Source organism: Streptomyces sp. NPDC021080, from assembly GCF_044333225.1.
Taxonomy (GTDB): Bacteria; Actinomycetota; Actinomycetes; order Streptomycetales; family Streptomycetaceae; genus Streptomyces.
This window is the reverse complement of the sequence record NZ_JBIRQM010000001.1, coordinates 855,111-870,433: the sequence shown is the minus strand read 5'-3', so window position 1 is coordinate 870,433 and position 15,323 is coordinate 855,111. Positions and strand designations below refer to the sequence as shown.

Sequence of the window (15,323 nt, the reverse complement as noted above, 5' to 3'; positions counted from 1 at the left end):
CCTCGCGGCCGGGGATGTCAGTGGGCGGTGCGATGCTGACGACGACACCATCGCTCGCCGCCAAAGAGGTCCCATGTCCGGTGAACCACCAGGATCCAGCCTCCCGCCCGTCCGCTTCGCCTCCGCATGGTGCGCCACGGACCTGGGCGAGTACCGGACGTGCCGCCACACCTACGCGTCCTACGCGTACGAGAGCCTGCCGCCACTCGACTCCACGCGGTTCACCGGCGCCTTCCCCTGGCTCGGGGGCACCGGCGCCCCGCTCCCGGAGCAGGTCACCCTGCTCGGCCGTCTCGCGGAGAACCTGGCCGCCAAAGGCCTGGCACTGCCGCGGGACTTCGTCACCTTCCACACCGACGCGAAGCTGCACCGAGCGCTGGACGACATCTCGGTCACCTGGTGCTGGACCCACATCTCGGAGCCCCTGCCCAGCCCGGCCGAGCCCGGCGCCTACATGGTCCGCTTCCTCCGGGACCAGCAGGACTGCGTCCTCTGGTACCTCTACTTCCGTCCGTCGGGCGACGTGTTCGTGGTGTTTTCCCATGTCGACTACGCAGACGAGTACGAGGCACGACGCGCCGGTGACGAGACGGGGACCGATCTCGACGATCCGGAGGAGCAGCGTGCCGCGCTCGTCCGGTGTGCGCCCACGTTCGAGGAGTTCGCCTATCGCTTCTGGATCGAGAACCACATCTGGAGGACCCTTCACGGCGACGGCCCGTCCGGGCTCGACCGCAGGTCGCGTGACTATCTGAACCACTACGCGCCACTCGACGCGCCACTCGGCGAGGAGGCCCGATGAGCGAGCCGTACTCACCCGTCCCCGAACTGAACCTGCTCAAGGAGTTCGAGGACCGGCTCGGTCCCGTCTTCTACTCGGAAGGGTTCGAACTCTCCGAGTACGACGGGGACGCCGGCCTCCACACCTGGTCGGAGGATCCCGCGTTCCTCAGCCGGTTCATCCCCTTCGCCAAGGCCAACGGCACCGGCTCCGACTACGCCCTGTGGCGGTGCGACGACCGCACCGAACTCGCCTCTTTGCCCGTCGTCTTCGTCGGCGACGAAGGCGACCTCTACGTGATCGCGCGAGACCTCAGAGAGCTGTTCCAGCTGCTCGCCCTCGACAGCGAACCCGTCGCGGAGGGGTTCCTCGACCCCGGTGGCGTCGAGGAACACAGCCAGGGCCACGCCGAGTTCCTCGCCTGGCTGGACGAGACGTTCGGGCTCGGACCGGCGGAGGATCCGAGGGCACTCCGGGAAGCGCGCAAGGAGTACGACGACCGGTTCAGGGCGTGGGCACGTCGCTTCACCGAATGGGTCGACGGCTGACGGACGCCTCAGTCGGTGGCCGTCGGGCGTTCGTGGGTGCCGTACAGGTGACCGTAGGTGTCGTGCACCGCGGTGCGCCCGGCTTCCAGCGCGGCCTCGAGGAGGTCCCCCTCGCGCGCCAGGCGGCCGACGGCCGGCGAGTCCGGAGCGGGGCGGATCGAGACGATGGCCGCGTGGTCGGTCAGACGGGCGTCGTCCTCGGCCAGCCGTGTCTCGCGGTCGAGGAACACCTGGCGCAAGGCCTCGGGTTCACGCCGCAGCACCGTTTTCGCGATGAGCGGGGCGGAACGGGACGGCCGGGCCACGTCGATCGCCCGCCGCGACCGCAGCACCATGACGTGGGTCGCGCCCTGAGCCAGAGCGGTTCGGTAGGGCACGGATTCGGAGACACCCGCGTCGTAGAAGCGGCGCCCGTGCAGCGTCACGGGCTCGCCCGCCAGGAGCGGCAGGGAGGCACTCGCCCGCAGCGCGAGACGCAGCTCCGCGGCGTCGCCTATGAAGGGCCGCAGATCGGTCGACTCCCCGGTCTCGGCATCGGTGGCCAGCGGGTGGTACTCGATGTCGCTGGCGAGGATCGAGGCGAAGTCCATCGGCGCGCAGTCCTGGTCGCCGTAGCGGTAGAGGACCTCGTAGAAGGCGTGCAGGTCCACGAGCGGCTTGCCGCGCAGGGGGTTCGAGCGCCGGATCAGCGTCCTGGCGTACTTGGGAACCGCCCAGAAGCGCAGCGACTGCGGGCTCGTGCTCAACAGCCACGCGCCGGAAGCGGCACCGGCGGAGGCGCCGTAGACGGCGTCGAAACTGTCGGTCAGTCCGAGTTCGTGGAGGGCCAGTGCCATCCCGCCGGCGATGATGCCGCGCATCCCGCCGCCCTCGATGGCCAGGGCGACGCGGTGCCCGTCGGCGCGTGCGCCGGGACGGCTGCCGGTTCGCGCACGCTCGGTGAGCACGCGCCAGACCGGATGCGGTTCCGCGGACTCGGGCGTGCCGGCGGAATTCGTGGCGGTCGTCGTCATCGTGGTCAGGGCTCCAGGGGACAGCTCGGGGGTGGTTTCTGCACGCAGAGCTCGAGGGCGGAGTTACTTTACCAATGAATAGCCACTCACTAGCCGGTGGCTAGTGAAATGTGCGCCACATCGAACAGAGCGCGTGGCCGCCCCCTCCTGCTACCGGCCGCTGCGGGCGTGGGCTCATGTCTCGCCGGACTCCGCGGCCCCCGGCACGGCCAGCAGACCACGGACGGTCAGGAGCAACGTGGCCCTCAGCTCGTCGTCCGACAGGTCGGACAGTTCACCGAGGCCCTCCAGCATCCACACGCACATCACATAGGCCATGCGTTCCGCCGGGGTGGGCGAGCTGCCGAACAGCACCCGCAGGATGCGTCGCCGACGCCGGTCGTTCTCGGCGTAGATGCTGGCGGCCCGGATCTCGGGATCGTGCAGCAGCATGGTTCCGAGCTCGCGGTTCCGCACCAGGAAGTCGACCCAGCCGACCCCGTACGCGTCCAGCCTCTCCTGGCGTGACGGCATGCCCGCCAACTCGTCCAGAAGCACCGCCATTTCCTCGACGGCCGGATCGAGCGAGGCGTGGAGGATCTGAGCCTTGGTGCGGAAGTGGTAGTAGACCGCGGCCTTGGTGAGGCCCATCTCGTCGGCGATGGCCTGCAACGAGGTCGCTTGGTAGCCGCGGGCGGCGAAGAGCCTCTGGGCCGTCTCGACGATCTGCTGTTTCGTCGCCGCGGCCTGGGCGGATCGGCTGACGACCGGGACGCCCGGCTCTCGCTCGCTGGGCACGCTCGCTCGCTCCCGCATGGGTCTTGCCTTCATGGGCCATCTGGTGACAGAAGAACGGAGGCCCACTTTACCCGCGCGGTCCGTCGGTCGGCGAGCGGCCCGCAGCCGACCGGTCCGGACACGGGTCGCCTGCGGTCCGGACCGGCCGCCGACCCGTCCGGACCCGGTCGCCGGACCATCGGCCCGGACACCGGAGCACCAGCCCACCGGGCCACGGTCGTCACCAGGCCGCCGGACCGCGGTCGTCGCCGGGCCGCCCCGGGGTCCGCACCTGCTCGGGCGGGACGGGCCAGGCAGTCCTCAGAGCTGGGCCGCCGGCTCAAGTGCCTCGACGGCCGCCGCCGCGGCCGCGGAGTCCCGGCCGTAGAAGATGTCGATGTCCACCTCCTCGCCGCCCATGGTGAGGGTGTCCCAGGCGCCGCTGAGCACCAGCATGCGCAGCGTGCTGCTCTCCAAGGTCCCCAGCCGTTCCAGGATCGCGTCGTCGTCCGGCAGGCCGGACATCCGCTTCTCCAGTCGGGAGCGGATCCCGCGCAGCCGCTCCAGGAGCGTCGCGGTGTCGGCGTCGCGGTCCGGTTCCTCGGGGATCCCGTCGATGCCGTGGGCGATGATGTCCTTGATGGCCCAGGTGGCGCCCTCGTCGTCGGTGGTCACCATCGCCTTCCACGCGCGGCTCTTGTGGCGATACTGGAGCATCGACATGGCGGCCTCGTGGCGCAGGAAGTCCGCGTCCCGGAAAGGCTTGCCGTTCCACGCTCCGTTGAGGGACCGTGCGAGCGAGATCGCCGAGGCCAAGCCGCTGTTGAGCCCCCGGCCCGGCCAGAAGTGGATGGCGTTGGCTGCGTCGCCCAGCAGAAATCCGTACGTACCCGGAGAGTTGGCCGTGGGTGGCAGCAACTCGGCGGTGAAGCGGGGACGTTGCACCATGTCGAGGCGGAACGAGGTGACCGCGCTCAGTTCACCGTCCTCGACGCCGAACAGACGCAGCCCTTCGCCCACCCGCTTCCACAGGGCGGAGCCCCTGATGAGGGCCGGGAGGAACAGCGTGCTGTGCGTGGAGCACCGGAAGTCGCCGTGCTCGTCGCGCCCCATCAGACAGGGGCGGGAGGCGATGCACTCCTCGAACACGCGGCGGACCGGATCGATGCCGACGACCTCCGCGGCCTCCGCGTCCGTCAGGCGCATGTTGAGGAAGCCCTCGCCGCGCAGGGAGTTGAGCAGGAAGCGATTCTGTCCGACGGTCAGCAGGACGGCCATGGGGTCGGCCAGCCCCGACTTGACCCGCAGCCCGAGGACCACGTCCTGCAGATGGCGGCCGTTCAGCGAGTAGATCGACTCGTCCGCCTTGCCGAACTTGGCGGCGAAGTGCTCGCGCGTGTGCGACCGTCCGCCGTCGCAGATGGCGAGCACGTGCTGGGTGACCAGAGCGTCCTGCTGCTCCTCGACACCGAACCGGGCCGGAACGAGCCGGATCCGGCTCCGCTTCTCGTTCGCCACCTCCAGGAGCCGGTCCTCGATGTAGGCGATCCGCATGTTGCGCGGGTGGTGATCGCCGATGGAGTCGGGGCCGGAGGGCCACATCTCGGTGTAGCTGTCCGGGTCGAAGAGCCGGGTCTTCACCTCCTCGGGCAGGCTGAGGTACTGGCGGCTCTGGATCGTCACCACCTGCTGGCGCCGCACGTTGCCGTGGCTCTCGTCCTTCCAGACGATCCTGCGGCCCTGCTTCCGCCACCGCCCGTCGTAGATCGTGATGCTCACCTGGGGGCCGAGGAAGTGCTCCAGCAGCAGAGCGAGTGCGAGGCCGACGGGGCCCCCGCCCGCGATCGTGACCCGCAGCACCGGCCCCTGGTCGGTCTCCTCCTCACCGGCGGTCAGCGCCCTCGGCAGGGAGAGCGCCATGATCGTCTCCATGGCGTCCGCGACCTCGAAGCGGAACTCCTGGTCACCGATGGTGATGTCGTCGCCGGGCTTGAGGAGCTGGGAGTCGATCTCCTCACCGTTCACCAGCGTGCCGTTGCTGCTGCCGCAGTCGCGCAGCACGTAGCCCTGGGTGTCGTCGAGGACGATCTCCGCGTGGAATCGCGAGACGCTGAGACTGGAGACGACGACGGTGTTCTCGGGGTTGCGTCCGAACGTGACCCGGGTGCCGATCACCGGTATCCGTTCTCCGGCCAGTAGTCCTTCACGTCCGACAAGCACCGGCGCCACGGGGCTTCCTCCCACAGGTTGACGACATTCCTGCTGTCGCGGCGCCATCGGCGCGCACCTCCGGCCGGACATGACCGGGCGGTGCGCGACGGGTCGGGCGGGGCGACGTTCGCTCGACGTACGGGAACGGTGAACGGTTCGGTCCGACAACGGCGTTGAGTCGCTTGACCGGTACGGATGGTCCATCATGCCCGATTCCGGAGCCTTTCGGGAGAGGCCGTCCGGCCTCGGCGGAACGGATCCGCGACGGCCGTGTCCGGCGTCTCCGCGTCCGCCGCGCACCGGATCACCGCGTCGGCTCATCAGCCCCGTACGGTGTCTACGGTTTCCGGGCGACGCCCACGTACAGCGGGATCCGTTCGCCCTCGGTGTGCGCACGCTCTCCCTCGGGATCCCACCCCGCGGCGAGTTCGATCCCGGGGTCGAGGAGCTCGAGTCCGTCGAAGAACCTGGCGAATTCACCGCGCGAGCGGACCTGCGCCGTCGTTCCGCCCTTGCGGTAGACCTCGACGACCCGCTCCCACGCCTCGGGGTCGAAGTCTCCCGTCGCGTGCGAGAGCGCCAAGTAGCTTCCGGGAGCGAGGGAGTCGAGGAGTTCGGCCACGATGCCGTACGGGTCGTCCTCGTCCCCCACCAGGTGCAGGAGGGCGACCATGGACAGGGCGACCGGCTGATCGAGGTCGAGGGTCCGTCGTGCCGCCGCCAGGATCTTCCGCGGTTCCTGCACATCCGCCTGGATGTAGGCGGTACGTCCCTGCGGGTCGCTGTGCAGCAGTGCCTCGGCGTGACGGAGAACGATCGGGTCGTTGTCCGCGTACACCACGCGCGCGGCGGGGGTGACGGCCTGGACGATCTGGTGGAGGTTCGGCGCGGTCGGGATCCCGGTGCCGATGTCGAGGAACTGACGGATGCCCCGACGTGCCAGCAGACGGGCGGCGCGGTGCATGAAGTCCCGGTTGGTCCGGGCCATTTCCTTGACCGCGGGGAAGAAGGAGATGACCTGCTCGGCGGCCTCCCAGTCGACGGGATAGTTGTCCTTGCCGTCCAGAAAGTAGTCGTACATACGCGCCGACTGGGGTTTGCCGGTGTCGATCTCGTCCGCGCCTGTTCCTGCGTCTGTCACGTCGGTCCTCCGCCGCTGCGGGCGTGATCGTAGGGGTCGGTTCGGTAGTGGCCGGTCACCGCGGCCGGGCAGGACAGGTGTCAGGCGATGAGGAAGTCCGCCCGTCCTTCCTTGGCGCCGCCAACGAACTCGGCGATGACCGACGAGGCACAGATGAGAGCGGGGCCGTCCGGGTCCGTCGACTGCCTGACCGCCACCACGCCGCCGCCGAGTTGCTTGATCTCGACGCAGCCGCCGTCACCGCCGGCGTTCCAGGGCCTGCTCCACCCCTGGGTTCCGAGCTCTTCGGCGGCGTTCACGGCGTGGTTCATCGTTGTGTCTCCTTGCGGACGTCCGCCAGGGATTCCCTGGTACGTCGTGTGGGCATGGCTCGGGCACTCGTCCGGCCGAAGGCCCCGGCGCACGGACGGAGGTCGTCGCGACGGGGCACAACTCCGCCCAGCACGGGGCGACTTCCTCGCAGACTTCGCCGTACCGGTGCCGTCGAGGCCGGTCACGCCGACGGTGTCCGGAAGGTCCGGCGGCGGAAGGGGGAAGAGGGTGAGCGATCCGAGGACTGTCGGACACGGCGGCGCGACACATGAGCAACTCATCTGTAAGACGCGGAGGTTCGGCTTGCCGTCCACCATGACCGACGCAGCCGTCGGGTCGGCACCGACCGGCGAACGGCCGGAACAGACCGCGGTGCGCTCACGTCTCACGCCTCATCGACCCCCTGGACGCGGAGCAGTCTGCCATGACCTTCCCTCTGGCGGACAGGCTTCCTGGTCCTCGCACCGACCCCAACTCCGCGCGCGGCCAAGGACCTTACCGGCGGAACGGAGTCGTCGCGGACCTCGGGCCTCCGTACGCCGCCGACCTCGGGCTCCGCGCACAGGCCGCCCGAACCGCCTCGGTCACCGCGCGCGGGCCGCTCGGCCGCCCCGGTCACCGCCACCACTCGGCGGCGAGGGCTTCGACCTGTGCCGGAGTGCCGACGGAGCGGACCGGGATCTGTCCGGGCAGGGTTCTGCGGGCGAGGTTGGCCAGCGTGGAGCCGGGTCCGACCTCGAGGAGGCGCAGACGTCCCCGGGCCATGGCCTCGAGGGTGCGCATCGAGCCGGCCCAGCGTACGGGCATGACGAGCTGACGGAGCATCAACGTCCGCCACAGCTCGTGATCGTGGAGGTGGGCGCGGGCGTCGACGTTCGCGATCACCGGGCAGCGCCCGGGACGGAGCGGGGCCCGGTCGACGGCTTCGGACAGACGCTGGGCGGCCGGGGCCATCAAGGGGGTGTGGAACGCGCCGCCGACCGGGATACGGACGGCCCGCGCGCCGTCGAGCACGGCCTCGTCGGCCAGCGCCGCCACGGCTTCGACGGTGCCGGAGATGACGACCTGGTCGGCGCCGTTGATGTTGGCGACCCACACCTGGGCCCGGCGCCCGGAGCGCATCCGGGCGGCACGTCTTTGCGTTCGGGGCACGATGTCGGTTCCGACGAGTACCGCCATGGTGCCGGGCGTGAGCCGATTGGCCTCTTCCATGGCCGCCCCGCGTTCGCCCACCAGCCGGACGCCGTCCTCCGGGTCGAGCACCCCGGCCGCGGTCAGGGCGGCGTACTCGCCGAGGCTGTGCCCGGCGCACACCGCGGGCCGCAGGTCGACCGCTGCCGTGCGCAGTGCGTCGAGCACCACCATCTCCAGGGTGAAGGTGGCCAGTTGCGCGGTGTCGGTGCGGGTCAGTCGCTCGGCGTCGGCCTCCAGCAACAGCCGGCCGAGGTCCCGTCCGGCGATCTCGGAGAGGGCTGTGACGACTTTCCAGTGCGGGGTGTCGCGCCAGGGCTCACCCATGCCGGGGCGCTGGGCTCCCTGACCGGGGAAGAGCAGGCCGACCTCGAACGGCACGGTCCGAGGACGGTGGGCCGTCCTCGGGGATGACTGCTGTGACATCGGTGCGGACACCTTTCCTGTTCCCTTCCCGGTGCGGGTGCCCGGACGTCCGGAACCGCGAGCGGGACAGCGGTTCCGGACGTCCGGGGGCGGGGCGCGGGCCGGGAGCCCCGGTCAACGGGTGCGTGCTGCCGGTCCTGCCCCGGGGACCTGCGGCACGTCGACGTCCAGGACGTCGTTCAGGAAGGCGGGCAGGGACGCCCGTACTCCGGCGAACGGCTCGTGTCCGCCGGGGTAGCGCTGCCAGGTCACCGGGTGTCCCCAGCTGGTGAGCAGGTCCCTGAGCCCGGCACCGCTGCGTTCGGGGACGACCCAGTCCCGTGCCCCGTGGCCGATCCACACCGGCAGGCCGTCGGCGGCCGGCGACGGCCTGCCGGCCGGGAGCAGTGCGGGCAGGTCGGGAGGCATGAAGGGCGCGTAGAGTGCCACGCCCGCCAGCCGTCGGGCGTAGGTGAGGGCCATGGTCAGGGCGACGGTGGCACCCTGGGAGAAGCCCGCCAGCACGATCCGTCCGGCGCCGATCCGGTCGGCCTCCGCCTCCAGCAGTCCCGAGAGCGGCCGGTGCGCCGCCAGCAGGCCCTCGACGTCGATCCGGTCGATCGCGAGGAGGTTCTGCGGGAACCAGCACGGCACCGCCAGACCGCTCAGCAGGCTGGGTGCCGAGACGGGTGCGCGCGGGAACACCCCGCGCACGCCCGCCTCGGCGAGCCGGAACCGCTGGGTCACGGCCATGAGGTCGCCCGGTGCCTGGCCGATGCCGTGCAGCCATATGACGGTGCCGCGGTGCGGTCGGGTGGGATGGGCCGTCTCGTACTGCAGCCGGTCGTCCATCGTGCTCATACCGGCTCGGGTGCCGGCCGTGGCGTGGCCGGACGGCGGAAGAGCATCGAGGCGTACTGGCCTCCGAAGCCGAAGGAGTTCTTCAGAACGGTGCCGACCGGTCGCCGGACCGGGGTGAGGGAGGTACGCACGGCGCAGGCGGGGTCGGGTTCGGTGGTGGTGGTGACGGGCGGGATGACCCCCCGGCACATCGTGAGGGCCGCCACCGCCGTCTCCACCACGCCGGAGGCCGCGGAGCCGTGCCCGGTCAGCGACTTCACGGCGCTGACGTCGAGGTCCGCCGTCCGTTCGCCGAAGAGCCGGTGCAGTGCGCGGGCTTCGGTGACGTCGTTGAGGCGGGTGGAGGTGCCGTGTGCGTTGACGGTGTCGACGTCGTCCGGGTGCGCGTCGGCCTGTTCGAGGGCGGTCCGCATGACCCGTTCGATCATGTCCACGCTGGGAGCCGTCATGTGGCGGGTGTCCACCGCGAGCCCCCAGCCGCCGATGACGGCGTACGACTGTGTCATCCCGCGCCGGGCGGCGTGCTCGGCGGTCTCCAGGACGAGCGCGCCCGCCGACTCGTTGATGACCATGCCCGTGCGGCGCTTGTCGAAGGGCATGGAGGCGAGGGCGGGGTCGCCCTTCCAGCGCGAGAGCGCCATGAGCTGGCCGTACTGCGAGAGGACGTACGGCGTGTTGCGGGAGACGGACGCCGAGACCACCGCGTACTGAGCGCGTCCCGAGCGCAGCAGCCGGGCGGCTTCCGCGATGGCGCGCAGGCCTCCGGAGCAGGTGGCCTCCAGTCGTACGGGGATGACGGCCGTCCCGAGGCGGTCGGCGATCTCGCTCGGATAGCTGGACAAGTCCCGTGTCTCGGGCGGGAGATGCTTGCCCCGCAGATGTTCGAGGACGGCCGAGGGTTCGTTGCCGATCCTGTCGTAGCGTTCGGCGAGGTCTTCCATGTGGGTGACGTAGTCCTGCGGGAACGAGCCGGTGGGGCCCGGCCACACGCGGGCGTAGACCAGGGCGGCCGGCCCGTCCTGTGCGGGCAGTTCGCCGAGGCGGGCGTCGCCGAGCGCCTGGTCCACCGAGGCGAGCATGAGGGAGTCGCCCCAGGACCTGTCGGGTGCGCCGTAGTCGGCGGCGACCTTCGCCTTGACGTCCTCCGGGATCAGTCCGGCGGTCCAGCCGCAGGGCAGTCCGGTGGTGTCCATCCGTTCTTCCAGGACGATTCCGGAGCGGCCTGCGAGGTTGGCGGACCAGAACGTCTCGACGTCGCCGCCGATGGGGGTGATCACCCCCATGCCGGTGATGACGATGTCGTCGCTCATGTGCGTGCCTCCCCGTCGTCGGTCGCGTCCTCGTGCGCCGTCGTGATGACGAGGGCTCCCGCCGCCGTCGAGTGCTGTCCCTGGTTGAACGCCGTGACCAGCGCGGTGGGCGCCGGCCCCAGCGGGCGGGTCTCCCCCATGACCGGATCGAGACCGCCGAGTCCGGGGTCGGGCCTTCGCAGCAGGCCCGCGGGGGGAAGTTCGCCGCGTCCGAGGCTCTCCACGACCAGGGCGGTGTCGATGAGGGCCGAGCATTCGAAGGCGTTGCCGATGGTGCCCTTCGAGCCGGTGACGGGCAGGCTGCCCACGCGCGGCAGCACGGCCCTGGTCTCCGCCCGGTCGAGGCGGGCCGACCCCGCCCCGTGTGCCCACCAGGCGGTGGGTGTGGTGTCCGCGTCGGCGAGTACGGCGTTGACGACGAGTTCCGCGGAGGCCGTGACGTCGGCGGCGACCAGCACCTCGCAGCCGGCGAGCCGGGCGCGCGCCGTGCCGCGGGCGGTGTCGGCACGCTCCAGGAGGACGGCGGCGGCGCCCTGGCCGAGCAGGGTCCCGGACCTCTCGGCGTCGAAGGGTCCGGCGCCCGCCGTGGCGCGGGTGCCGAGGGGCTCGTCCTGGTCGAAGGCGGCCATCGCGGTGATCGTGAGCGGGGCCGCGACGCCCACGACGAGCACCCGGTCGAGTTCGCCGCTCTCCAGCAGCCTTACGGCCAGGGCGAGTGCGCCCATGCCGCCCGCCGCGGCCTCGCCGTAGGCCGCGACGTTGGAGCCCCTGAATCCGCTGGCCATGGAGACGAACTGGCCGAGCTGGGAGGGGATTCCGCGGATGTAGGAGTAGTCGGGAACCTCGTCGTGGAGGAACTTCGCGAGGGGCCTCGGGTCGCCCCGGAAGCGGGAGGCGAGTTGCGGGATGACGTCGCTCAGTTCGTCGCTGCTGCTGCCCACGGCCATCACGGTGCCGCCGCGGACGTCCTCCGTGTCACCGGTGATCCCGGCCTGGTCCAGCGCCTGGCCGGCGACGGCGACGGCCCAGCGGGCCGACTGGTTGGCGTACTTGCCGGCGTTGGCCCAGTCACGGCCGGCCGGCCAGCCGATCTCCGTGGTGTCGACGGAGGCCGACGGCCACGGCAGCGCCGGGGCGGGCCCGTCGTGGCCGCCGGTGTCGAAGAACGTCTTGCCCGCCGCCATGGCCTCCCACAGTCGGGCCGCGCCGATACCGGCCGGGGAGATCACACCGGTGCCGGTGACCACGATGTCGGGACGGTCCTGCCGTCCGGCGCGTTCACTCGGCACGCCGGCCTCCGCCGCTGATGCCGCCCCACAGCCGGTATCCACCGTCCACCGTGATGGTCTGGCCTGCGATCCAGGACGCCTCTTCCAGGCAGAGCAGGGCGACGACGTCGGCGCTGTTCTCCGGCGTCGTCATGCGGTCGCCCGGCCACGGGGAGACGGACAGTTCCTTGGTGACGCCGTGGGCGAAGTCGGGACGGACCTTGAAGACCCCGGTCTGCACGAGTCCGGGACGTACGCAGTTGGCGACGATGCCGTAGGGCGCCAGCTCGTAGGAGAGGTAGTCGGTCAGTGCCTCGAGTCCCGCCTTGGCCGCCGCGAAGAGACCGGCACGCGGGATGATGCGCGTGGTCGTGGAGTTGGTGATGGTGATGAACCGGGCTCCCTCGCGCTCACGCATCAGCGGGAGCGCGTGCTTGGCGAGCAGCCAGGTGGCCCGGGAGTTGGTGTCCTGCACGAACTGCCAGTCGCCGAGGGAGGCTTCGGCGAGTCTGGCGAACTTGGTGGCGGCGGCGTTCTGGACGAGGATGTGGAGGTCCTGGTGGATCTCGCCGATCTCGGTGATCAGGTTCTCGATCTCCGCGGGCTCGCTGAGGTCGGCGCGGTGCAGGGTCACTTCCGTACCCTGCTCGCCGAGTTCTGCGGCGAGTTCCTTGGCCGGGCCCTCCCGGTCGACGTAGTTGATGGCCAAGGTCGCTCCCCAGGCCGCGAGTTTGCGGGTGATGCCCGCACCGATGCCGCGCGAGCCGCCGGTCACCAGAGCCACTCGCCCCTTGAGAGGCCGGTACTGACTGTCCATCACTGAACCCTTCCTGCCGCTGTGGTCCGCTGCGCGGCGTGCCGCAGCAGTACGACGCTCATGCGTCCGATGGCGTACGTCCGGTCGTTCTCGTCGAACACCCGGCGTGTGGTCTCGATCAGGCCGATCCGGTCGTCGATCTCCTCGGCCCGGTCGGTGGCGGTGGTGAACCAGAACGGGGTGTCGGGGTACAGCGGCCTGACGAAGTCCCAGCTCAGGCGGCGCATACCGACGATGGCGGCCGGGGAGCCGTGCTGGACCACCCACCCCGAGGTGATGGAGTGGATGAAGCCCCCCGGCACGATGCGCCGCCGGCGGTCCGTGCCCCGGGCGAAGTCGTCGCTGTCGTGCACCGGGTGCTTCTCCCCCATCAGATCGAGGAGTTGGTCGAGCAGCGCGCCGCTGAACACCACGGGTCCGAACCGGCGCACCGGTGCGTAGGCCAGGTCCTCCCAGTACTTCACGGCCCCCACGGCTGTTCCTCCGTTCGTCGCCGGCTCACCGGGATCGCCGGCCCGGGCTGCGCATGATCATGCGGCCGCCGTCCACCGTGAACGTCTGGCCCTGGATGTAGTCCGCCTCGTCGCGGGCGAGGAAGGCGATGAGTCCGCTGATGTCCTCGGGCAGCCCCCAGCGGGTGCCGTCACCGTCCGAGCCGAGCTGGTCGGCGACGGCCGCGGTCATCTCGGTGCGGACCTTGCCGGGCGCCACGCAGTTGACCCGGATGCCCTTGCGTCCGACCTCCACGGCCAGGGCGCGGGTGAGGGCTTCCAGACCGCCCTTGGACGCCGCGTAGGCGCTCTGTCCCGGTCCCGGGGTACGCGCCGAGTTGGAGGAGATGTTGATGATGCGGCCCCAGCCCTGGTCCAGCATCGCCGGCAGGACCGCCCTGCTGGTGAGGAAGGGGCCGGTGAGATTGGTCCGCAGCACGTTCTCCCAGCGGTCGGTCCGGGTCACCGCGAGGAGCTGGTCGTCGATCACCGCCGCGTTGTTGACCAGGACGTGCAGGGCGCCCTCCTGTGCGGTCACCCGCTCGACCAGGCTCTCGACCTCGGCCTCGTCGCCGATGTCCGCCTGGTGCAGGACCGCGCGGCCTCCGGCGGCCTCGATCTCCTTCACCACACCGCGTCCGGCGTCCACCGCGCTGCGACAGACCAGGTGCACGGTGAGTCCGTCGGCGGCGAGCCGGTACGAGACGGCGGCGCCGATCCCCCGTGAACCACCCGTGACGAGAGCGACGCGGCCGGTCGCGGCCGGCTCAGGCACGACTGCCTGCGGCGGCCACGACGGCCACGATCGAGGCGATGCTGCGGTGGTGCTCGTCGGCTTCGGCGTTCCACTGGTCGAGGTCGAACTCGACGCCGAAGTGCCGGTTGATGCGACGGGCGAGCTGCAGCAGGTCCAGCGAGTCGAGGCCCAGGTCCTCGACGACGGAGTGTGCGGGCTCGATGGCCTGGTCGGCTATGCCCGGCTTGACCTCCTTGAGCAGCTCGATGATTTCAACCAGCGCTGTGTTGGACACGGTGGTCATTTGCGTTCCTCCGCAGATTCGACAGGAGCAGGACCGGTCGGCATGTCCGGCCGGGCAAATCCATGTCAGCAGAGCGGCGAATGAGCCAGCAAGGCCGTTATGCAACGCGATTCGGGACACTCACTGGGCCGCTTGGGAGACGGACGGCCAAAACCCCATGTGGAAGCACGGATCTCATCACTCCACTTCTCGGACAAAATGAACCAAACACCCACCGAAAGAAAAGGGATTCCCATGCAGAGTAAAGTAGGGTAAAGCCGTCTTGACTCTCCGTCCGAGCCATCCATAGCGTCGATCTATGTGAGCCCAAGTAAAGACCAAAACGGGCCCTCCTAGCGGTACGCAATGCTCGGGTCCCGGCATCGACCGAATCAGCGCGCGTCGTCGATCGACATACCATCGGATGTGCCAGACATCCGGCAGTCTCGACATCCAGGGGGAAATGGTGGGGCGGAGCCGAACATCGATCCCGCAATCCGCGCAGTGCTACGAACTGGCTCAATGGCTACGCTCGCTGCGCCAGCGATCCGGACTCACCTACCGGCAGATGGCGGAGCGGACCGAGGAACTGCGCATCGCGGATCCCGCCTGTTCCGCCGTCACGCTGTCCCGGGCCGACCGCGGCACGTTCCTGCCCCGGCGCCATGTCGTGGAGGCGTATGCGCAGGTCTGTGGCGCCACGCGGCGCGAGGCCCGGCTGCGCTGGGAGCAGGCGGCGCGGCAGTCCGGCCACACCCCCGACGGCCGCGAGGTCGCGTCCGCGCCACGCGCCGGACGCAAGCTGGAACTCGTGTACCACCCGGCACACCTCCTCGAAGCGATGCACCAGGCCCGGCTCGCCGCCGGCCAGCCTTCCTTGCGCGCAATGGAGAAGAAGGCCCGTGATCTCGGGGCCGGCCCCTTGCCGCGCAGTACGGTCGCCGACATTCTGGCCGGTTTTCGCATGCCGTCGGAGGAACTGCTCGTCGCCTATGTCCAGGCATGCGGACAACATGGGCGCCGGATTACCCTCTGGCGTAATGCCTGGGCTCGCGCATTCAGCGCCGATGCCGCCTGATTGACGATCCTCGAATCGAGTTCCGAGAAGATTTCAACCATGTGAAACCGAAGCGCCGCTAACACAGTGGAGGGGTTTTCCGACAGGACAGTTCTGGTACATAGGCAGTTTGCGTTCACCC

Annotated in this window: 16 protein-coding genes; 3 read left to right on the top strand and 13 right to left on the bottom strand. The window is 70.3% G+C overall.

The window, feature by feature from the left end:
• Positions 1 to 73 precede the first annotated feature (73 nt).
• On the top strand, positions 74 to 802 hold the full coding sequence (locus ACH4S8_RS03855) for a hypothetical protein (protein WP_398390593.1): 729 nt from the start codon (positions 74 to 76) through the stop codon (positions 800 to 802).
• Positions 799 to 1,329: a hypothetical protein gene (locus tag ACH4S8_RS03850; protein ID WP_398390591.1), complete on the top strand. Its 531-nt coding sequence runs from the start codon at positions 799 to 801 to the stop codon at positions 1,327 to 1,329. Before ACH4S8_RS03855 ends, ACH4S8_RS03850 begins: the two co-directional genes overlap by 4 nt.
• A gap of 8 nt (positions 1,330 to 1,337) precedes the next feature.
• Here the strand turns inward: ACH4S8_RS03850 and ACH4S8_RS03845 are convergent, their stop codons facing one another.
• The 13 genes from ACH4S8_RS03845 to ACH4S8_RS03785 form a co-directional block, all read right to left on the bottom strand.
• Entirely contained in the window at positions 1,338 to 2,342 is a 1,005-nt protein-coding gene (locus ACH4S8_RS03845; protein WP_398390589.1) for a patatin-like phospholipase family protein, read from the bottom strand.
• Positions 2,343 to 2,516: 174 nt separating this feature from the next.
• Positions 2,517 to 3,119 carry a TetR/AcrR family transcriptional regulator gene (locus ACH4S8_RS03840; RefSeq protein WP_398390587.1) on the bottom strand — a complete coding sequence of 201 codons (603 nt, stop codon included), beginning with the start codon at positions 3,117 to 3,119 and terminating at the stop codon, positions 2,517 to 2,519.
• Positions 3,120 to 3,419: 300 nt separating this feature from the next.
• Positions 3,420 to 5,327 (bottom strand): FHA domain-containing protein, encoded by a 1,908-nt coding sequence (locus tag ACH4S8_RS03835; RefSeq protein ID WP_398390585.1) that lies wholly within the window; start codon positions 5,325 to 5,327, stop codon positions 3,420 to 3,422.
• Positions 5,328 to 5,646: 319 nt separating this feature from the next.
• On the bottom strand, positions 5,647 to 6,450 hold the full coding sequence (locus tag ACH4S8_RS03830; protein ID WP_398390583.1) for an SAM-dependent methyltransferase: 804 nt from the start codon (positions 6,448 to 6,450) through the stop codon (positions 5,647 to 5,649).
• Between the two features lie 80 nt (positions 6,451 to 6,530).
• Positions 6,531 to 6,761 (bottom strand): DUF397 domain-containing protein, encoded by a 231-nt coding sequence (locus tag ACH4S8_RS03825; RefSeq protein ID WP_398390581.1) that lies wholly within the window; start codon positions 6,759 to 6,761, stop codon positions 6,531 to 6,533.
• Between the two features lie 616 nt (positions 6,762 to 7,377).
• Complete coding sequence (locus tag ACH4S8_RS03820; protein ID WP_398390579.1) at positions 7,378 to 8,379, bottom strand: ACP S-malonyltransferase; 1,002 nt, start codon at positions 8,377 to 8,379, stop codon at positions 7,378 to 7,380.
• Positions 8,380 to 8,493: 114 nt separating this feature from the next.
• On the bottom strand, positions 8,494 to 9,219 hold the full coding sequence (locus ACH4S8_RS03815; protein ID WP_398390578.1) for an alpha/beta hydrolase: 726 nt from the start codon (positions 9,217 to 9,219) through the stop codon (positions 8,494 to 8,496).
• Complete coding sequence (locus ACH4S8_RS03810; protein WP_398390576.1) at positions 9,216 to 10,529, bottom strand: beta-ketoacyl-[acyl-carrier-protein] synthase family protein; 1,314 nt, start codon at positions 10,527 to 10,529, stop codon at positions 9,216 to 9,218. Before ACH4S8_RS03810 ends, ACH4S8_RS03815 begins: the two co-directional genes overlap by 4 nt.
• The gene (locus ACH4S8_RS03805) at positions 10,526 to 11,818 is read right to left on the bottom strand and encodes a beta-ketoacyl synthase N-terminal-like domain-containing protein (protein WP_398390574.1); all 1,293 of its coding nucleotides are present in this window, start codon (positions 11,816 to 11,818) and stop codon (positions 10,526 to 10,528) included. Before ACH4S8_RS03805 ends, ACH4S8_RS03810 begins: the two co-directional genes overlap by 4 nt.
• Positions 11,808 to 12,614 (bottom strand): SDR family NAD(P)-dependent oxidoreductase, encoded by an 807-nt coding sequence (locus tag ACH4S8_RS03800; protein WP_398390572.1) that lies wholly within the window; start codon positions 12,612 to 12,614, stop codon positions 11,808 to 11,810. Before ACH4S8_RS03800 ends, ACH4S8_RS03805 begins: the two co-directional genes overlap by 11 nt.
• The gene (locus tag ACH4S8_RS03795; RefSeq protein ID WP_398390570.1) at positions 12,614 to 13,087 is read right to left on the bottom strand and encodes a hypothetical protein; all 474 of its coding nucleotides are present in this window, start codon (positions 13,085 to 13,087) and stop codon (positions 12,614 to 12,616) included. The genes ACH4S8_RS03800 and ACH4S8_RS03795 overlap by 1 nt, the downstream gene beginning before the upstream one ends.
• Before the next feature lie 25 nt (positions 13,088 to 13,112).
• Positions 13,113 to 13,880 carry an SDR family NAD(P)-dependent oxidoreductase gene (locus tag ACH4S8_RS03790; RefSeq protein ID WP_398390568.1) on the bottom strand — a complete coding sequence of 256 codons (768 nt, stop codon included), beginning with the start codon at positions 13,878 to 13,880 and terminating at the stop codon, positions 13,113 to 13,115.
• On the bottom strand, positions 13,873 to 14,145 hold the full coding sequence (locus ACH4S8_RS03785) for a phosphopantetheine-binding protein (protein ID WP_398390566.1): 273 nt from the start codon (positions 14,143 to 14,145) through the stop codon (positions 13,873 to 13,875). The genes ACH4S8_RS03790 and ACH4S8_RS03785 overlap by 8 nt, the downstream gene beginning before the upstream one ends.
• A 403-nt stretch (positions 14,146 to 14,548) precedes the next feature.
• Between ACH4S8_RS03785 and ACH4S8_RS03780 the strand changes: the two genes are divergently transcribed.
• A complete protein-coding gene (locus tag ACH4S8_RS03780; protein ID WP_398390564.1) occupies positions 14,549 to 15,202 on the top strand; it encodes a helix-turn-helix domain-containing protein in 654 nt (217 codons plus the stop codon).
• The last annotated feature ends 121 nt before the right edge of the window (positions 15,203 to 15,323 follow it).

Coding starts and splice junctions, on each gene's coding strand:
- ACH4S8_RS03855 (WP_398390593.1), top strand. CDS start 74: ATGTCCGGTGAACCACCAGGATCCAGCCTCCCGCCCGTCCGCTTCGCC.
- ACH4S8_RS03850 (WP_398390591.1), top strand. CDS start 799: ATGAGCGAGCCGTACTCACCCGTCCCCGAACTGAACCTGCTCAAGGAG.
- ACH4S8_RS03845 (WP_398390589.1), bottom strand. CDS start 2,342: ATGACGACGACCGCCACGAATTCCGCCGGCACGCCCGAGTCCGCGGAA.
- ACH4S8_RS03825 (WP_398390581.1), bottom strand. CDS start 6,761: ATGAACCACGCCGTGAACGCCGCCGAAGAGCTCGGAACCCAGGGGTGG.
- ACH4S8_RS03820 (WP_398390579.1), bottom strand. CDS start 8,379: ATGTCACAGCAGTCATCCCCGAGGACGGCCCACCGTCCTCGGACCGTG.
- ACH4S8_RS03815 (WP_398390578.1), bottom strand. CDS start 9,219: ATGAGCACGATGGACGACCGGCTGCAGTACGAGACGGCCCATCCCACC.
- ACH4S8_RS03810 (WP_398390576.1), bottom strand. CDS start 10,529: ATGAGCGACGACATCGTCATCACCGGCATGGGGGTGATCACCCCCATC.
- ACH4S8_RS03800 (WP_398390572.1), bottom strand. CDS start 12,614: ATGGACAGTCAGTACCGGCCTCTCAAGGGGCGAGTGGCTCTGGTGACC.
- ACH4S8_RS03785 (WP_398390566.1), bottom strand. CDS start 14,145: ATGACCACCGTGTCCAACACAGCGCTGGTTGAAATCATCGAGCTGCTC.
- ACH4S8_RS03780 (WP_398390564.1), top strand. CDS start 14,549: ATGTGCCAGACATCCGGCAGTCTCGACATCCAGGGGGAAATGGTGGGG.